Source organism: Geodermatophilus sp. SYSU D01106, from assembly GCF_054049995.1.
In genome coordinates this window covers 289,307-306,765 of record NZ_JBJGYM010000002.1, presented here as the reverse complement: position 1 = coordinate 306,765, position 17,459 = coordinate 289,307, and the positions used below count along the sequence as shown (strand labels likewise).

Sequence of the window (17,459 nt, the reverse complement as noted above, 5' to 3'; positions counted from 1 at the left end):
GGTGTGGCGGCGGTGCCGTGTCCGGGGTGGTTGCGCTGCATACCCCCGGGGGGTACAACGGTCGCGTCGACCGGAGGAGGGGACATGCACACCGACCACACGCCCGCGACGACCCACGGCACCCACGGGACGGCGGGCCAGCCGGCACACGGACACGGATCCCACGGCGGCCCGGTCAGCTGGGCCACGGCCGCGCAGGCCACGCTGCACTGCCTCGTCGGCTGCGCCATCGGCGAGGTGCTCGGCATGGTGATCGGCACGGCGCTCGGGTGGTCCGCCGGCGCCACGGTGGCGCTGGCCGTCGGGCTGGCGTTCGTCTTCGGCTACGCGTTCACCATGCGCGGCGTGCTGCGCGCCGGGCTGCCGTTCCGCCGGGCGCTGCGGGTGGCGCTGGCCGCCGACACCGTCTCGATCGCGGTCATGGAGCTCGTCGACAACGGCGTCATGCTGGGCGTCCCCGGCGCCATGGAGGCGGGCCTGGACTCGGCGTTCTTCTGGGGCGCGCTCGCCGTCGCGCTGGCCGTGGCGTTCGTCGTCACCACGCCGGTGAACCGCTGGCTGATGGGCCGTGGGCGCGGGCACGCCGTCGTCCACGCCCTGCACTGAGCCGGCCGCCGGCCCGCTCGGGCCTCACTCGTCGGGCAGCACCTTGCCGGGGTTGAGGATGCCGAGCGGGTCGAGCGCCGCCTTGACCGCCCGCTGCATCGCCACCACCGCGGGGCTCTGCTCGAGCGCCAGGCCCGACCGCTTGAGCAGGCCCACGCCGTGCTCGCCGGTGACGGTGCCGCCGAGCTCGACGGCGTCGCGCATGATCTCGGCGAACGCCACCTGGACGCGCTCGCGGGCGGCGTCGTCGCCGGGCGGCGTGATGATCAGCGGGTGCAGGTTGCCGTCGCCGGCGTGCGCGATGTTGGCGATGAGCACGTCGTTGCGCCGGGCCGCGGCCTCCACCCGGCCGAGCATCTCCGGGACGGCGGCCTTCGGCACGCACACGTCCTCGGTGAGCACCGGGCCCAGCCGCTCGACGGCGGGGTAGGCGAGCCGGCGCGCGGAGAACAGCGCCTCGGCCTCGGCGGGGTCGGTGGAGGCGGCGGCCCAGGTGGCGCCGGCGTCGGTGAAGCAGCGCAGCATCCCGTCGGCCTCGGCGTCGCCGGCCGGGCCGGGGGCGTCGGAGCGGCCGAGCAGGACGACGTCGGCATCGACCGACAGGCCCATGTTCTTCCAGGCGTCGACGGCGGCCAGGCAGTGCCGGTCCACCAGCTCCAGCGCCGACGGCACGATGCCCGCCGCGCCGACCGCCTCCACCGCGCGGCCGGCGTCGACCACCGAGGCGAAGTAGCCGACGACCGTGCGCTCGGCCGGGCGGGCCGGGCGCAGCCGCACGGTCACCTCGGTGACGATCCCGAGGGTGCCCTCCGAGCCGACCATCAGCCCGGCGAGGTCGTAGCCGACGACGCCCTTCGCCGTCCGCCGGCCCAGCCGCACCAGCTCGCCGGTGCCGGTGACCACCTCGAGCTCGAGGACGTAGTCGCGGGTGACGCCGTACTTCACGCAGCACAGCCCGCCGGCGTTGGTGGCCACGTTGCCGCCGATGGTCGACCACGGCGCGCTCGCCGGGTCCGGCGGGTACCACAGGCCCTGCGCCGCGCAGGCCGCGCGCAGGTCGTCGTTGACCACGCCGGGCTGGACGACGGCGTAGCGCTCGACCGGGTCGATGGCCCGGATCTCCCGCATGGCCTCGGTGGAGACGACCACGCACCCGTCGACGGCGTTGGCCCCGCCGGACAGGCCGGTGCCGGCGCCACGGGTCACGACCGGCACCCGGTGCGCCACGCAGGCGCGCACGACCGCCTGCACCTCGGCCGACGTCCGCGGCCGGACGACGGCGACCGGGCGGCCGTGCGGCGCCCACTCGGCCTCGTCGTGCACGTAGGAGGCGACGACGTCGTCGTGGAGCAGCAGCCGGTCGGCGGGGAGCGCGGCGCGGAGGGCCTCGACGACCGTGGTGCTGAGGGTGGTCACCGGGACAGTCAACCCCTGCGTCGAGGATGGGCCGGTGAAGGTCTACCTCTCCTCCGACATGGAGGGCACCGCCGGCGTCGTCGACTGGGACCAGTGCCGCGGCCCGGGCGGCGAGTACGAGCACTACCGGCGGCTGCTGCAGGACGAGGTCAACGCGGCGATCGCCGGCGCCCTCGACGCGGGGGCCACGCAGTTCCTCGTCAACGACTCGCACTCGACGATGCAGAACCTGCGGCCCGGCGAGCTGCTCGGGCGGGCGCGCTACCTGTCGGGCCGGCACAAGCCGATGTACATGATGGAGGGCCTCGACGCGTCCTTCGACGCCGTCTTCCTGGTCAGCTACCACGGCTCGATGGCCGCGGAGCCCTCCACGCTGTCGCACACCTACAACCCGCGGGCGATCGCGCGGGTGACGCTGAACGGCGTCGAGGTGGGGGAGTCGGGCATCAACGCGCTGGTGGCGCTCGGCCACGGCGTGCCGGTGGTGCTGGTGACCGGCGACGACACGACGGCCGACGAGGCGCGGGCCGTCTGCCCGGGGGTGACCGCCGTCGTGGTGAAGCGGTCGGTGAGCCGGTTCGCCGCCGACAGCCTGCACCCCGACGAGGCCTGCCGGCTGATCCGCGAGGGCGCGGCCGCGGCCCTGCGCGGCCTCGACGGCGCGCCGCTGCCGGCGATCGACCTGCCGGCGACGCTGGAGGTCACCTTCCGCAACGCGGACCTGGCCGAGATGGCGACGCGGATCGTCGGGGTGCAGCGGGCCGGGACGCTCGCGGTGACGATCACCGGCGAGTACCCGGTGGAGCTCTACCGGACGTTCGTGACCGTCGTGCTGCTGACGCGGGGGATCGCGGAGTAGGGGCGGCCGCCGTCACCAGGGGACGGGCGCGCCCTCCCACGTGGTGAACGTGCCCGTCGGGCCGTCCGGCCCGAGGCGGGCGACCCGCACCACCTCCCGCGCGGCGTCCTCGACCGAGTCCGTCCCCTCGAAGTTGGTGAGGGCGGTCCGGGCGAAGCCCGGCGAGACCAGGTTGACCTTGATGCCGGTCCCTTCCAGCTCGAGCGCCATGGCCAGCGTGACGGCGTTGAGGGCGGTCTTCGAGGCGCCGTAGACCGGTTCGAACGCCGAGCGGAGCGGGAAGGCCGGGTCGGCGACGGTCGTCAGGGAGCCGAGCGCGCTGGTGACGTTGACGATGCGCGCGTCGGGCGACCGCCGGAGCAGCGGCAGGACGGCCTGGTACAGCGCCAGGACGCCGAGGACGTTCACCTCCCACACCGCCCGCACGTCGTCGAGCGGGGCGGTGCTGGGCCTCGACGTCGCGCGGAACGCGGCCACGTCCAGGCCGGTGCGCGTGGTGGAGATGCCGGCGTTGTTGACGAGGAGGTCGAGCCGGCCGGCCTCCTCGCCGATCCGCGCGGCGGCCGCCGCGATCGAGACCGCGTCGGTGACGTCGAGCTGGAGGGCGGTGGCGCCGCCCCCGATCCCGGCCGCCGCCTCCCGGCCGCGGGCGAGGTCGCGGGAGCCGACGTAGACGGCCACCCCGTCGGCGGCCAGCTCCCGTGCCACCTGCCTGCCCATCCCCTGGTTGGCCCCTGTGACGAGGGCGGTGCGTGTGGCGGGCACGGCGGGCATGGCGGACCTCGTCTCGTCGGCGGTCGGAGCCGGGCGGACGGAGTCGGCGCCGCGCCCTCGACGACGAGCCTGGGCGACCGCCGGCGGGCGAGGGAGGGCCTGCGGGTCCTGGGATCGGCGGTCCCCGCGGACGGGACGGAGGTGTGGAGCGGGTGACGAGAATCGAACTCGCGTAGCCAGTTTGGAAGACTGGGGCTCTACCATTGAGCTACACCCGCGAGGTGCCCGACCAGCGTACCGGCACCCCCGATAGCGTCCGCCGCGTGACGCAGACCACCGAGCTCGACGCCACCGCGCAGGCCGATCTCGTCCGCCGCGGTGAGGTGTCCCCGGCCGAGCTGGTCGACGCCGCGATCGCCCGCATCGAGGCCACGAACCCGCAGCTCGACGCCGTCCTCCGGGACCGCTTCGACGCCGCCCGCGCCGAGGCCGCGGGCGACCTGCCCGACGGTCCGTTCCGCGGCGTGCCGCTGCTGCTCAAGGACATGGGCTGCCACATGGCGGGGGAGGAGACCGCCCACGGGCTGGCGCCGCTGCAGCAGGCCGGCATCCGCTGGCGGCGCGACAGCCACCTCGCCACGGCCTTCCGCGCCGCCGGGTTCGTCGTCCTCGGCCGCACGAACGTCCCCGAGCTCGGCACCACCGTCACCACGGAGCCCGCCGCCAACGCGCCCGCCCGCAACCCGTGGGACCCGGCCCGTTCCACCGGCGGGTCCAGCGGCGGATCGGCCGCGGCGGTCGCCGCCGGGATGGTGCCGGTCGCGCACGCCAGCGACGGCGGCGGCTCCATCCGCATCCCGGCGAGCGAGTGCGGCCTGGTCGGCCTCAAGCCCACCCGCGCCCGCGTGAGCCAGGGCCCCGACGTCGGGGAGGGCTGGGCCGGCGCCACGATCGACGGGGTCGTCACCCGCACCGTCCGCGACACCGCCGCCGTCCTCGACGTCATCGGCCGCCCGATGCCCGGCGACCCCTACGCCGCCCCGCCGCTGCCGCGCCTGCTGTTCGAGGAGCTCGGCGCCCCGGTCGCCGGGCTGCGCGCCGGCCTGTGCGCCTCCCCGCCCGACGACCGGTGGCTCGACGACCCGGCCTGCCGCGAGGCGGTCGCCGTCGCCGGGCGGCTGCTCGAGGCCCTCGGCGTCGTCGTCGAGGAGGCACACCCGGTCGCGTTCTTCGAGGACGACTTCTCCCGGCACTTCAACACCACGGTCGCCGCCGACACCGCCCGCACCCTCGCCGACCTCGAGCGCGTCGTCGGCCGCCCGATCACCGACGACGAGATCGAGCCGCGCAACGCCCGCTACCGCGTCACCGGCGGCCGGCTGAGCGCCCCCGACTACCTGGCCGCGCGCGCCTGGCTCGGCTCCTGGTCGCGCCGGATGGCCGCCTTCTGGACGCCGGCCTCCGACGGCGGCCGGGGCTTCGACCTGCTGGTCACCCCGACCGTGGGCGCCCCGCCGCCGGAGCTCGGCTGGTTCACCGCGGCCGGCCCGCGCGAGGAGGGCCGCCGCGTCTCCTCCTTCATCCCCTGGACGGCGCAGCTCAACGTCACCGGCCAGCCCGCCGTCAGCCTGCCGCTGCACACCACCGACGGCGGCCTGCCGGTCGGCGTCCAGGTGGTCGCCGCGGCCGGCCGGGAGGACCTGCTGGTCCGCGTGGCGGCCGCGCTGGAGGAGGCGGCGCCGTGGGCGGGACGGCGTCCGGCCGTCCGACCGGGGAGGCCCGCCTAGACTCGACGGCGCCACGGGGTGTGGCGCAGCTTGGTAGCGCACCCGCTTTGGGAGCGGGGGGCCGTGGGTTCGAATCCCGCCACCCCGACCCCGCCCCCGGCGTCTCTAGACTCGGGGGTCGACCCGGCGCCGTCCCGGCGTCCCCGTCCGTCGTACCGAGGAGCACTGCCGCTGTGAAGAGCACCATCGAGGAACTGGGCCCCACGCGGGTCCGGATGGCGATCGAGGTGCCGTGGGGGGACCTGGACCACGCCTTCGGTGAGGTCTATAAGGAGCTCAAGAAGCAGGTCCGCGTCCCCGGCTTCCGCCCCGGCAAGGTGCCCGAGCGGGTGCTCGACCAGCGCGTCGGCCGCCCCGTCGTCCTCGAGCAGGTCGTCCAGCACGCGATCCCCGAGGTCTACTCCGAGGTCGTCCGCGAGAACCAGGTCCGCGTCCTGGGCCAGCCCGACATCGAGGTGACCCGCCTCGACGACAACGACACCCTCGCCTTCACCGCCGAGGTCGACGTCGCGCCGAAGATCGAGCTGCCGTCCCTGGACGACCTCGCGGTCACCGTCGACGACGTCGAGGTCACCGACGAGGAGATCGACGAGCAGGTCGCGGTCATGCGCGAGCGCTTCGCGATGCTCACCGCCGTCGAGCGGGCCGCGGAGGACGGCGACCACGTGTCCCTCGACCTCGAGGCGCGCGTCGACGACGAGGTCCTCGAGGACGGCACCACCAGCGGCATGTCCTACGAGGTGGGCTCCGGCTCGCTCATGGAGGGCCTCGACGACGCCGTCCGCGGGCTGTCGGCCGACGAGTCGGCGACCTTCCGGACCGACCTGCACCAGGGCCCCTACGCCGGCCAGCAGGCCGACGTCACCGTCACCGTCCGCTCGGTGAAGGCCAAGGACCTGCCCGAGCTCGACGACGAGTTCGCCTCCACCGCGAGCGAGTTCGACACCCTCGCCGAGCTGCGCGACGACGTCCGCACCCGCCTGGGCCGCGCCAAGACGATGCAGCAGGGGGCGCAGGCCCGCGACAAGCTGGTCGAGCACCTGCTCGAGGCCACCGAGGTGCCCGTGCCCGAGGGCCTGGTCGCCCGCGAGGTCGAGTGGCGCAACCAGTCGCTGTCCCAGGAGCTGCAGCGCGCCGGCATGACCTGGGAGACCTTCCTGCAGGCCGGCGGCGTCGAGAGCCGCGAGGCCTACGACGCGGACCTGTCGAAGCAGGTCGAGGAGGCCGTCCGCACCCAGTTCATCCTGGACGCGGTCGCCGACGCCCGGGAGATCACCGTCGACAACGACGACCTCTCTGCGCAGATCATGGCCCAGGCCTCCCGCCAGCGCGTGAGCCCGGAGCAGTACGCCCAGCAGCTGCAGCAGGGCGGCAACATCGCCGAGTTCGTCGCCGACGTGCGCCGCACCAAGGCGCTGGCCCAGCTGCTCGAGCAGACGACGATCACCGACGCCTCGGGCAACACCGTCGACCTCGACGCGCTGCGCCCGCAGACCGTCCGGGCCGGCGCGGGGTCCGAGGACGCCGAGGAGACCGCCGCCGAGGAGACCGCCGCCGAGACCGACGCCGCCGCCGACGAGGCGCCCGACGCCGAGGTCGCCGACGCGGCCGCCGTCGAGGCGACCGAGGGTGCCACCGAGGACACCGAGGACGTCGCCAAGAGCTGACGCGCCGCACCGTCCGACGACGCCGTCCTGCCCCGCACGCGCGGGGGAGGGCGGCGTCGTCGCGTCCGGGGCCGGGCCCCGCTGCGCCGACGGCGAACAGGCCCCCGCGCCGGGACTCCGGGCCCGGGGGTGCGCGTTAGGGTCGACGTGACTCGGGGTGGAGGCCGGGGGTACGGCCCGCCAGGGCCGCCGGCCCCGCTCCCGCCCACCGAGACCGACTCGAACCACCGCCAACGGAGGTCACCACACCCGTGAGCACCGACCCGAACCCGGCGTACTCCCCGCTCCTGCGGGGCGGCGCCGGTGGGATGAACCTCAACGACTCGGTCTACGAGCGCCTGCTGCGCGAGCGCATCATCTTCCTGGGCACCCAGGTCGACGACGTGATCGCCAACCAGCTGGCCGCGCAGATGCTCCTGCTGTCGGCCGAGGACCCCAAGAGCGACATCCACCTGTACATCAACTCGCCCGGCGGCTCCGTCAGCGCGGGCATGGCCATCTACGACACGATGCAGTTCATCGACTGCGACGTCGCCACCTACGGGATGGGCCTGGCCGCCTCGATGGGCCAGTTCCTGCTCACCGCGGGCACCAAGGGCAAGCGCTACGCCCTGCCGCACGCGCGGATCATGATGCACCAGCCCTCCGCCGGCGTCGGCGGCACCGCGGCCGACATCGCCATCCAGGCCGACCTGTTCCGCCGCACCAAGCGCGAGCTCAACGAGCTGCAGTCGCTGCACACCGGCCAGCCGGTCGAGCAGATCGAGCGCGACTCCGACCGCGACCGGTGGTTCACCGCGCAGGAGGCGCTCGAGTACGGCTTCGTCGACCACGTCGTCAGCCGCGCCACCATGACCGACAGCGCCAACCCGGTCACCGACAACTGAGTCCGGAGGGATCCCGATGAGCAACCCCCAGATGCCCTCCAGCCGTTACGTGCTGCCCTCCTTCGTGGAGCGGACCAGCTACGGCATGAAGGAGTCCAACCCGTACAACAAGCTCTTCGAGGAGCGCATCATCTTCCTCGGGGTGCAGATCGACGACGCGTCGGCCAACGACGTCATGGCCCAGCTGATCACGCTGGAGTCGGCCGACCCGGACCGCGACATCACCATCTACATCAACTCGCCCGGCGGCTCGTTCACGTCGCTGATGGCGATCTACGACACGATGATGTTCGTCCGGCCCGACATCCAGACCGTGTGCATGGGCCAGGCCGCCTCGGCCGCCGCCGTCCTGCTCGCCGCCGGCACCCCCGGCAAGCGGCTGGCGCTGCCGTACTCCCGCGTGCTGATCCACCAGCCCTCCGGTGAGGCCGGCGGCCAGGTGTCGGACCTCGAGATCCACGCTGCCGAGATCGAGCGGGTGCGCACGCAGATGGAGGAGATCCTCGCGCGGCACACCGGCCGCACCGCCGAGCAGGTCCGCTCCGACATCGACCGCGACAAGATCCTGACGGCCAACGAGGCCAAGGAGTACGGCCTCGTCGACCAGGTCGTGCAGAGCCGGAAGCTCAACGCGTTCGCCACGGCGTGAGCCGGTCGTCCCCCGGACGGTGCGGGAAGAGTTCGCGCGTGTCGCGTCCGCAGCCCGTACCGTTCGGGGGGCAGTGCCGGGAGTGACGAGCGAGTCGAGCGCCCCCGGCGCACCGGGGCGTCGGAGCCCCGCGGCGTCGGCGGTGACAGGTACCGTCGGCGAGCGCCCGATCCCCGGCCGGCAACGCCGGGAGGACCGTCCTCGCGGCACCCGCCACCAGCGGGACCGAGCACGGGCACATCAGTGACACATCATCTGCAGGTCCGCTTCCCCCAGGGCCTGCATCCCCCGAGGTGGAGGTCAGCAGGTGGCACGAATCGGTGAGAGCGGTGACCTGCTCAAGTGCTCGTTCTGCGGGAAGAGCCAGAAGCAGGTCAAGAAGCTCATCGCTGGCCCCGGCGTCTACATCTGCGACGAGTGCATCGACCTCTGCAACGAGATCATCGAGGAGGAGCTCTCGGAGTCGTCGGACCTGAAGTTCGACGAGCTGCCGAAGCCCCGCGAGATCCACGACTTCCTCGAGCAGTACGTCATCGGCCAGGAGAAGGCCAAGCGCACGCTCGCCGTCGCCGTCTACAACCACTACAAGCGGGTCCAGGCCGGCGGTGAGCGCTCCAGCCGCGACGACTCCGTCGAGCTGGCGAAGTCCAACATCCTGCTGATGGGCCCCACCGGCTGCGGCAAGACGCACCTGGCCCAGACGCTGGCCCGGATGCTCAACGTCCCGTTCGCGATCGCCGACGCCACGGCCCTCACCGAGGCCGGCTACGTCGGCGAGGACGTCGAGAACATCCTGCTCAAGCTGATCCAGGCCGCCGACTACGACGTCAAACGCGCCGAGACGGGGATCATCTACATCGACGAGGTCGACAAGATCGCCCGCAAGAGCGAGAACCCGTCGATCACCCGCGACGTGTCCGGCGAGGGCGTGCAGCAGGCGCTGCTGAAGATCCTCGAGGGCACGACGGCGTCGGTGCCGCCGCAGGGTGGCCGCAAGCACCCGCACCAGGAGTTCATCCAGATCGACACGACGAACGTGCTGTTCATCGTGGGCGGTGCCTTCGCCGGCCTGGAGAAGGTCATCGAGCAGCGCGTGGGCAAGCAGGGCATCGGCTTCGGCGCGGAGATCCGCGGCAAGAAGGAGATCGAGGCCTCCAGCGCGTTCGCCGAGGTCATGCCCGAGGACCTGCTGAAGTTCGGCATGATCCCCGAGTTCATCGGCCGGCTCCCGGTGATCACCAGCGTGCAGGCCCTCGACCGCGACGCGCTGATCCAGATCCTCACCGAGCCGAAGAACGCCCTGGTGCGCCAGTACCGGCGGCTGTTCGAGCTCGACGGCGTGGAGCTGGAGTTCACCGACGACGCGCTCGAGGCGATCGCCGACCAGGCGATCCTCCGTGGCACCGGCGCCCGCGGGCTCCGGGCGATCATGGAGGAGGTGCTGCAGTCGGTGATGTACGAGGTGCCCAGCCGCGAGGACGTCGCCTCCGTGGTGATCTCCAAGGAGGTCGTGCTGGAGCACGTCAACCCGACGATCGTGCCGCGCAAGCCCTCCCGCGAGCGCCGCGAGAAGAGCGCCTGATCCAGCGCTGACACCGCTGTACCCCGGTGGCCCAGGACCCGCGTGGTCCTGGGCCACCGGCGTTCAGAGCTCCGTGCGACACCGGCGCAGGACCGCCTCGATCTCGCGCCGGCAGCCGTCCGGGTCCGTGGTCAGCCGCCGGTAGCTGAAGCGGAGGACGACCCACCCGAGCGCTGCGAGCGCCGTGTCACGGCGCAGGTCCCGTTCCCGCTGCTCCCGGCTGCCGTGGAAAGCAGCGTCGTCGAGTTCGACGGCCAACCGGAGCTCCGGCCAGGCGGCGTCGAGGAACACCCGCCGCCCGTCCGGCAGGGCCACGGCGTGCTGCTGGACGAACGGCGGGATGCCGGGTCCGCCCAGCACCTGCAGGACGCCCCAGATCTCGAGCTCGCTCTGGCACCCGCCCGCCACCAGGTCCACCAGCGCGCCCAGCGCCACCCGGCCGGCGTGGCGCCGTTGAGCGTCCGACACCGACCGCAGGTCATCGACGTCCACAGCGCGGGTGCGCACCGCCTCGATGACCGCCTGCCGGACGACCGGGACCTCGGATCCTGCTCGCGGATTGCGACCCGGCGTGGCCGCCCACGTCCAGGCGTCGACCAGACTGCGGGCGGCGTCGAGCACCGGTAGGCCGGAGACGACGACGGGGCGCATCGGCAGCGTCGTGCGGTGGGCGATGACGCCGGCCGACCCGCGGGGCCAACGGTCAGCGGGGACGGTGACGTGGAGGGGACCGGGAGGCGCGGGCACGAGGTCGTGCACGGCCAGCGCGGAGAGGTGGCTGAGCGGGCCCCGCGCCCAGAGCACCGCAGCCCGTGCCCGGACCGGCCACTCGCCGGTGCGGTCCGCGAGGGCCAGCACGCCGGGGTGGAGCAGGACGACGTCGCCCTGGGCCATCCACCGGCTGACACTGCTGGAACTCGTGGCCAGGGTGAGCCGGTCGCGGCGAGCGGCACCGTACGGGACGAGGGCGGCGAGATCGTGCACGGCGGGCAGCCTGGCTGGACGGACGCCGCTCGCGCCGGAGGCCTGTGGACAGCCGCACCGCTGTACCCCGGTGGCCCAGGAGTACCGGCGGAACGGGCCACTGCGGTTCGACGGACGGTCAAGCCGGCGGGGACAACGCGGTCGGCGGGCCGGGGGAGCGGCCGGCTGGCACCCTCGGAGGGGTGCGCGCGCTGACGTCCCTGCCGGAGATGGCGCGCGAGGCGTTCCGCGCCCGCGTCTCGGGTGACCCGACCGGCGCGCCGGACTGGGTGCGCGACATCGCCCGCGTCGGCAGCGGCCCCGGCTGGTTCGAGCCCGACGGCGTCGTCTGGCGGGTGCACGGCGACCTGTCCACGCTCGTCGGCGGCGTCGCGGCGCTGCTCGGCCAGGCGGCGCACCCGCTCGCGCTCGCCGGCGTCCAGCAGCACTCCGCCTACCGCGAGGACCCGTGGAAGCGCCTCGCCGGCACCGCCCGCTGGCTCGTGGTGAGCACCTTCGGGTCCGAGGAGCTCGCCGAGCGCGAGGCCGCCCGCGTCCGCGGCATGCACGCCACCGTGCGCGGCAGGGTGCGGGGCCGGCCGTACTCCGCGTCCGACCCGGGCCTGCTCCGCTGGGTGCACCTGGCCTTCACGGACGCCTTCCTCGCCGCCCAGCAGGCCGTCGGCACCGACCTCACCGCCCGCTTCGGCCGCGGCTGGCCCGACGTCTACGTCCGCGACTGGGCCCGCAGCGCCGAGCAGCTCGGCACCACCGACCTCCCGCGCAGCGCCGCCGAGCTGGCCGAGGCGCTCGCCGCGTACCGCCCGCAGCTCGCCCCCGTCCCCGACTCGCTGCGCGCCTTCCTCGCTGCCCCGCCCGGGCTGAGCACCCCCGAGCGGGTCTTCTACCGCGGGCTGTCCGGCGCCGCTGCGCACCTGGTCTCACCGACGCTGGCCGGGTGCGCCGGCGTCCCCGGCCGCGGGCGCGGCGGCGCCCCGCAGATCGCCGTCGCCCGGGCGCAGCTGCGCGGGCTGCGGCTCGCGCTGGGTAGCCACAGCCCGTCGGAGGAGGCGGCCCGCTGGCGGCTCGGGATGGGACCCGCCCCGGCCTGGGCGGACGAGGAGGCCGCCTGAGCCCCGGCCGGGACGAGCGGGGGATCAGCCCTCGGCGGGCGGGGCCAGCACGACGTCGACCGACAGCGGACCGTCGCCGGCGACCAGCGACAGCGACGCGATCCGCCCGGCGTCGGTGAGGTCGGCGCGGCCGGCCTCCAGCAGCGGCAGCTGGGCCTCCGGCGCGGTCACCGTGGCGGACTCGACGTCGGCGCGCATCGACACCTTGGCGTCGGACTTCGCCTTGCGGACCCCGGCCAGCGCGGCGGCCACCACCGGCACGACCTCCGGGTCGCCGCCCTCGGGCAGCTCGCCGGCCGCCGGCCAGGACGCGCGGTGCACCGAGCCGGCCTGCCACCAGGACCAGACCTCCTCGGTGACGAACGGCAGCACCGGCGCGAACAGCCGCAGCTGCACCGACAGCGCGAGCGCCAGCGTGGCCTGCGCCGACTCGGCCGCAGCCCCCGTGCCGTAGGCGCGGGACTTCACCAGCTCCACGTAGTCGTCGCAGAAGGTCCAGAAGAAGGACTCGGTGACCTCGAGCGCGCGGGTGTAGTTGTAGGCCTCCATCGCGGCGGTCGCCTCGTCGACGACGCCGGCCAGCCGGCGCAGCAGCCCGAGGTCGATCGGCTCGGTGACCTGGTCCGCGGAGAGGTCGGCGGTGACGCCCAGGCCCAGCACGAACTTGCCGACGTTGAGGATCTTCATGGCCAGCCGGCGGCCGACCTTCATCTGCGCCTCGTCGAACGGCGAGTCCGCGCCCGGGCGGGCGCCGGCGGCGCGCCACCGGACGGCGTCGGTGCCGTAGCGCTCCAGCACGTCGACCGGGGTGACGACGTTGCCCTTCGACTTCGACATCTTCTTGCGGTCGGGGTCGACGACGAAGCCGGAGATGGTGGCGTGCGTCCACGGCACCGCACCGAACTCGAAGTGCGAGCGGACGACGGTCGAGAACAGCCAGGTCCGGATGATGTCGTGCGCCTGCGGCCGCTGGTCCATCGGGAAGACGTGCGCGAACAGCTCCGGGTCGGTGTCCCAGCCCGACGCCACCTGCGGCGACAGCGACGACGTCGCCCAGGTGTCCATGACGTCGGGGTCGGCCATGAACCCGCCCGGGACGCCGCGCTGCGACTCGTCGTAGCCCTCGGGCACGTCCGAGGACGGGTCCACCGGCAGCGACGCCTCCGGCGCGAGCAGCGGCGCGGAGTAGTCCGGCTCGCCGGCGTCGTCGAGCCGGTACCAGACCGGGAACGGGACGCCGAAGAACCGCTGCCGGCTGATCAGCCAGTCGCCGTTGAGGCCCTCGACCCAGTTCTCGTAGCGGTGCCGCATGTGCTCGGGCACCCACTGGATCTCCCGGCCGCGGGCGACCAGGGCGTCCCGGAGCGAGGCGTCGCGCCCGCCGTTGCGGATGTACCACTGCCGCGTGGTGACGATCTCCAGCGGGCGCTCGCCCTTCTCGAAGAACTTCACCGGGTGGGTGATGGCCTTCGGCTCGCCCTGCAGGTCGCCGCTCTCCCGCAGCAGCTCCACGATCCGCTGCTGGGCGCTGAACGCCGTCTTCCCGGCGAGCTCGGCGTAGACGTCGGCGGGCACGCCGTCGGGGGCGTCGGCGACGAAGCGGCCGTCCCAGCCGACGACGGCGCGGGTGGGCAGCTGCAGCTCGCGCCACCAGGTGACGTCGTTGAGGTCGCCGAAGGTGCAGATCATCGCGATGCCCGAGCCCTTGTCCGGCTCGGCGAGGCGGTGCGCGACCACGGGCACCTCGACGCCGAACAGCGGCGTGCGCACCGTCTGCCCGAACAGCGGCCGGTACCGCTCGTCGTCGGGGTGGGCGACCAGCGCCACGCACGCCGGCAGCAGCTCGGGCCGGGTGGTCTCGATGGAGACGGGGCCCTCGGGGCCGGCGAACGCGATCCGGTGGTAGGCGCCGGGCCGCTCGCGGTCCTCGAGCTCCGCCTGCGCGACGGCGGTGCGGAAGGTGACGTCCCAGAGGGTCGGCGCCTCCTGCGCGTAGGCCTCACCGCGCGCCAGGTTGTGCAGGAACATGCGCTGCGCGGTGGCCCGGGAGGTGGCCGAGATCGTCCGGTAGACGTTCGACCAGTCCACCGACAGGCCCACCCGGCGCCACAGCTGCTCGAAGGCGCGCTCGTCCTCCTCGGTCAGCCGCTCGCACAGCTCGACGAAGTTGCGCCGCGAGACCGGGACCTGGTCCTTGCCGGGCTTCGCCGGCGGCTCGAAGGACGGGTCGTAGGGGAGGGCCGGGTCGCACCGCACGCCGTAGTAGTTCTGCACCCGCCGCTCGGTGGGCAGGCCGTTGTCGTCCCAGCCCATCGGGTAGAAGACGTGCTTGCCGCGCATGCGCTGGTAGCGGGCGACGATGTCGGTGTGCGTGTAGCTGAACACGTGGCCCACGTGCAGCGACCCGCTCGCGGTCGGCGGCGGGGTGTCGATCGAGTAGACGTCGGAGCGCGGGGCGGCCAGCGCGGCGGCGCGGTCGAACGCGTAGGTGTCCTGCTCGGCCCAGCGGGCCACCCAGGTGTCCTCGAGACCGTCGAGGGTGGGCTTGTCGGGTACGCCCGCTCCGGCTCCCGGAGCGGTGCTGACCGGGGTGCGGGTGTCGGCGACCATGGCCTCCATCCTAGGAACCCGGTGGCTGGCATCCTGGGGAGGATGAGCAGCGACCTGTCACGCGTGGAGAAGGAGCTGCTGGCGCGCTGGCCGGAGACGCGGCTGGAGCCCTCGCTCAGCCGCATCGCCGCCCTCGTCGACCTGCTCGGCAGCCCGCACCGGGCCTACCCGGTGGTGCAGGTGGCCGGCACCAACGGCAAGACGACGACGGCGCGGATGGTCGACGAGCTGCTGCGCGGCTTCGGCCTGCGCGTCGGCCGGTTCACCAGCCCGCACCTGCAGTCGGTGCGCGAGCGGATCGTCCTCGACGGCGAGCCCGTCGACGCCGAGCGGTTCGTCGAGACCTACGACGACATCGCGCCGTACGTGCAGATGGTCGACGCCGCCGGCGAGCACCCGATGAGCTTCTTCGAGGTCACCGTCGGCATGGCGTACGCGCTGTTCGCCGAGGCGCCGGTCGACGTCGCCGTCATCGAGGTCGGCATGGGCGGCACGTGGGACGCCACCAACGTCGTCGACGCGCGGGTCGCCGTCGTGACGCCGGTGTCCCTGGACCACGCCGAGTACCTGGGCCCCGACGTGACGACCATCGCCGGCGAGAAGGCCGGGATCATCAAGCCCGACGCGATCGCCGTCCTCGCCCGCCAGCAGCCCGGCGCGCTCGACGCCCTGGTGCGCCGCGCCGTCGAGGTGGAGGCCGTGGTGGCCCGCGAGGGCACCGAGTTCGGCGTGCTCGACCGGAAGGTCGCCGTCGGCGGGCAGCAGCTGCGGCTGCAGGGCCTGGGCGGGGAGTACGAGGACGTCTACCTCCCGCTGTTCGGTGCGCACCAGGCGCAGAACGCCGCCACCGCGCTGGCCGCCGTCGAGGCGTTCCTCGGCGCGGGCGCGGCCACCGGGCCGGTCGACGTCGAGACGGTGCGCGCCGCCTTCGCCGCCGTGCGCTCGCCCGGCCGGCTGGAGCGGGTGCGCACCAGCCCCAGCGTGCTCGTCGACGCCGCCCACAACCCCGCCGGGATGGCCGCCACCGTCGAGGCGATCCGGGAGTCCTTCGACTTCACCCGGCTCGTCGGCGTCGTCGCCTGCGTGCGCGGCAAGGACGTCGAGGGGATGCTGCGCGAGCTGGAGACCGTCTGCGCCGAGCTGGTCGTCACGGAGAACGGCTCGGCGCGGTCGATGCCCGCCGACGAGCTCGGCGCGCTCGCCGTCGACGTCTTCGGCGCCGACCGGGTGAGCGTGTCGCCGCGGCTGCCCGAGGCGATCACCGAGGCGATCGAGCTGGCCGAGGCCGGTCCCGACGACGCCCTCGGCGGCTCCGGCGTGCTCGTCACCGGCAGCGTGATCACCGCGGGGGAGGCCCGCACCGTGCTCGGCGGGACCGCGTGACCGCGCCCGACCCGGTCCGCGCCGCGCGGGCGTTGCGCGGCGCGGCCGCCGCCGTCCTGCTGCTCGAGGGCATCGCCGTGCTGTTCGTGCCGCGGGCCATCGCGCAGACCGAGGCGGGCCTCGGCGGCGCCCGGCTGACGATCCTGCTCGTCCTGGCGCTGCTCCTGGTGCTGGCCAGCGGCATCCAGCGGCGGCCGCGCGGCCTGGAGATCGGCACCGCGCTGCAGGTCCCGCTGCTGCTGACCGGCCTGATCGACGCCTCGATGTGGTTCGTCGGCGGTCTGTTCCTGCTCATCTGGCTGTACCTGCTGCAGATCCGCAAGGACCTGCTGGGCTCGCCGTTCCGCGAGCCCACCGCGCCGCCGGAGGCGCCCCCCGGCAGCTAGGCCGCGTCGGAGGCGCCGTCGAGCGCGTCCCGAAGCCGCACGACGTCGGTGCCCAGCGAGCGCAGCACCCGCTGCACCACCGGGTCGGCGAGGGCGAGGACGCCGACGACGAGGTGCCCGGTGTCGATGACCCGGACGCGGCGCCGGCGCGGCTGCGCCAGGACGTGCCGGAGCGCGGCCTCCAGCGCCCGCTTGGCGCCGTCGGTGAAGGGGAGGTGGCCGGTGCGGGCGCCCGGCGCCCGGTCGAGCGCGCCGGCACCGAACGCCGACTCCGCCGCCGCGCGCACGCGGTCGAGGTCGATGCCCACGGCGGCCAGCGCGTCGGCGTCCAGCGGCCCGGCCGACCGGGTCAGCGCGTCGCGGACGGTGGCGTGGTCGAGGCCGGCTGCGCGCAGGGCCGCCCCGCCGCGGCCGGGGTCGCGGGCCAGCGCGAGCAGCAGGTGCACCGGCTCGATGTGCCCGGCCCGCAGGTCGCGGGCCTCCTCCTGGGCCACGACCACCGCGGTGCGGGCCTCGTGGGCGAAGCGTTCGAACACCTCAGACGTCCTTCCTGCTCCGGGCGTGCTTCTTGTGGACGGCCTGCCGGCTGACGCCGAGGGCCCCGGCGATCTGCTGCCACGACCAGCCGCGCGCCCGCGCGTTGCCGACCTGCAGCGCCTCGAGGCGCTCGGCCAGCTCGCGCAGCGCCCGGACGGCGCGCAGGCCGGTGTCCGGGTCGTCGGCCGCGGCTGCGGTGGTGACGTCGGTAGGAGTGGCCATGTGTCAACCATCGTTGACATCCGGCTCGATGTCAACTCGGGTTGACACGCGACGTCCC

16 protein-coding genes and 2 tRNA genes are annotated in these 17,459 nt (G+C 74.2%); 11 read left to right on the top strand and 7 right to left on the bottom strand.

The genetic code is table 11. The features are described 5' to 3' along the window. Positions 1-84: 84 nt before the first annotated feature. Positions 85-606 (top strand): DUF4396 domain-containing protein, encoded by a 522-nt coding sequence (locus tag ACI78R_RS03775; protein WP_457039723.1) that lies wholly within the window; start codon positions 85-87, stop codon positions 604-606. A 24-nt stretch (positions 607-630) separates the two neighbouring features. Here the strand turns inward: ACI78R_RS03775 and ACI78R_RS03770 are convergent, their stop codons facing one another. Next, positions 631-2,022, bottom strand: coding sequence for an FAD-binding oxidoreductase (locus ACI78R_RS03770; protein ID WP_457039722.1), 1,392 nt, complete (start codon positions 2,020-2,022; stop codon positions 631-633). Positions 2,023-2,056: 34 nt separating this feature from the next. Between ACI78R_RS03770 and ACI78R_RS03765 the strand changes: the two genes are divergently transcribed. Continuing rightward, positions 2,057-2,881, top strand: a complete 825-nt coding sequence (locus ACI78R_RS03765) for a M55 family metallopeptidase (protein ID WP_457039721.1) — start codon at positions 2,057-2,059, stop codon at positions 2,879-2,881. Positions 2,882-2,893: 12 nt separating this feature from the next. On the opposite strand, the gene ACI78R_RS03760 is transcribed toward ACI78R_RS03765, so the two are convergent. Together ACI78R_RS03760 and ACI78R_RS03755 are read right to left on the bottom strand one after the other, a co-directional pair. After that, positions 2,894-3,655 (bottom strand): SDR family NAD(P)-dependent oxidoreductase, encoded by a 762-nt coding sequence (locus ACI78R_RS03760; RefSeq protein WP_457039720.1) that lies wholly within the window; start codon positions 3,653-3,655, stop codon positions 2,894-2,896. A 144-nt stretch (positions 3,656-3,799) separates the two neighbouring features. Beyond that, positions 3,800-3,873: transfer RNA gene (locus tag ACI78R_RS03755), tRNA-Gly, on the bottom strand. A gap of 45 nt (positions 3,874-3,918) precedes the next feature. Between ACI78R_RS03755 and ACI78R_RS03750 the strand changes: the two genes are divergently transcribed. The 6 genes from ACI78R_RS03750 to clpX all read left to right on the top strand — a co-directional run bounded on the left by ACI78R_RS03750 (position 3,919) and on the right by clpX (position 10,167). Beyond that, positions 3,919-5,382 carry an amidase gene (locus ACI78R_RS03750; RefSeq protein WP_457039719.1) on the top strand — a complete coding sequence of 488 codons (1,464 nt, stop codon included), beginning with the start codon at positions 3,919-3,921 and terminating at the stop codon, positions 5,380-5,382. Positions 5,383-5,396: 14 nt separating this feature from the next. After that, a tRNA-Pro gene (locus ACI78R_RS03745) sits at positions 5,397-5,470 on the top strand. A gap of 85 nt (positions 5,471-5,555) precedes the next feature. Beyond that, entirely contained in the window at positions 5,556-7,049 is a 1,494-nt protein-coding gene (tig, locus tag ACI78R_RS03740) for a trigger factor (protein ID WP_457039718.1), read from the top strand. A 251-nt stretch (positions 7,050-7,300) separates the two neighbouring features. Further along, a complete protein-coding gene (locus ACI78R_RS03735) occupies positions 7,301-7,936 on the top strand; it encodes an ATP-dependent Clp protease proteolytic subunit (RefSeq protein ID WP_425432411.1) in 636 nt (211 codons plus the stop codon). 16 nt (positions 7,937-7,952) lie between these two features. Further along, positions 7,953-8,585, top strand: a complete 633-nt coding sequence (locus ACI78R_RS03730; RefSeq protein WP_073419134.1) for an ATP-dependent Clp protease proteolytic subunit — start codon at positions 7,953-7,955, stop codon at positions 8,583-8,585. 307 nt (positions 8,586-8,892) lie between these two features. After that, positions 8,893-10,167 carry an ATP-dependent Clp protease ATP-binding subunit ClpX gene (gene clpX, locus ACI78R_RS03725; RefSeq protein ID WP_073419135.1) on the top strand — a complete coding sequence of 425 codons (1,275 nt, stop codon included), beginning with the start codon at positions 8,893-8,895 and terminating at the stop codon, positions 10,165-10,167. Between the two features lie 63 nt (positions 10,168-10,230). On the opposite strand, the gene ACI78R_RS03720 is transcribed toward clpX, so the two are convergent. Next, the gene (locus ACI78R_RS03720) at positions 10,231-11,151 is read right to left on the bottom strand and encodes a DUF559 domain-containing protein (RefSeq protein WP_457039717.1); all 921 of its coding nucleotides are present in this window, start codon (positions 11,149-11,151) and stop codon (positions 10,231-10,233) included. Positions 11,152-11,333: 182 nt separating this feature from the next. Between ACI78R_RS03720 and ACI78R_RS03715 the strand changes: the two genes are divergently transcribed. After that, on the top strand, positions 11,334-12,263 hold the full coding sequence (locus ACI78R_RS03715; protein ID WP_457039716.1) for an oxygenase MpaB family protein: 930 nt from the start codon (positions 11,334-11,336) through the stop codon (positions 12,261-12,263). A 24-nt stretch (positions 12,264-12,287) separates the two neighbouring features. On the opposite strand, the gene valS is transcribed toward ACI78R_RS03715, so the two are convergent. Further along, positions 12,288-14,873: a valine--tRNA ligase gene (gene valS, locus ACI78R_RS03710; RefSeq protein ID WP_457039715.1), complete on the bottom strand. Its 2,586-nt coding sequence runs from the start codon at positions 14,871-14,873 to the stop codon at positions 12,288-12,290. Between the two features lie 42 nt (positions 14,874-14,915). Between valS and folC the strand changes: the two genes are divergently transcribed. Further along, a complete protein-coding gene (folC, locus tag ACI78R_RS03705) occupies positions 14,916-16,256 on the top strand; it encodes a bifunctional tetrahydrofolate synthase/dihydrofolate synthase (RefSeq protein ID WP_457039714.1) in 1,341 nt (446 codons plus the stop codon). Next, positions 16,253-16,642: a DUF4233 domain-containing protein gene (locus ACI78R_RS03700; RefSeq protein WP_073419138.1), complete on the top strand. Its 390-nt coding sequence runs from the start codon at positions 16,253-16,255 to the stop codon at positions 16,640-16,642. The genes folC and ACI78R_RS03700 overlap by 4 nt, the downstream gene beginning before the upstream one ends. Here ACI78R_RS03700 and ACI78R_RS03695 read toward each other — a convergent pair. Together ACI78R_RS03695 and ACI78R_RS03690 are read right to left on the bottom strand one after the other, a co-directional pair. Further along, entirely contained in the window at positions 16,639-17,178 is a 540-nt protein-coding gene (locus ACI78R_RS03695; protein WP_457039713.1) for a Clp protease N-terminal domain-containing protein, read from the bottom strand. The two genes, ACI78R_RS03700 and ACI78R_RS03695, sit on opposite strands and share 4 nt — an antisense overlap. Position 17,179: 1 nt before the next feature. Next, entirely contained in the window at positions 17,180-17,401 is a 222-nt protein-coding gene (locus ACI78R_RS03690) for a helix-turn-helix domain-containing protein (RefSeq protein WP_073419140.1), read from the bottom strand. Positions 17,402-17,459: the final 58 nt, after the last annotated feature.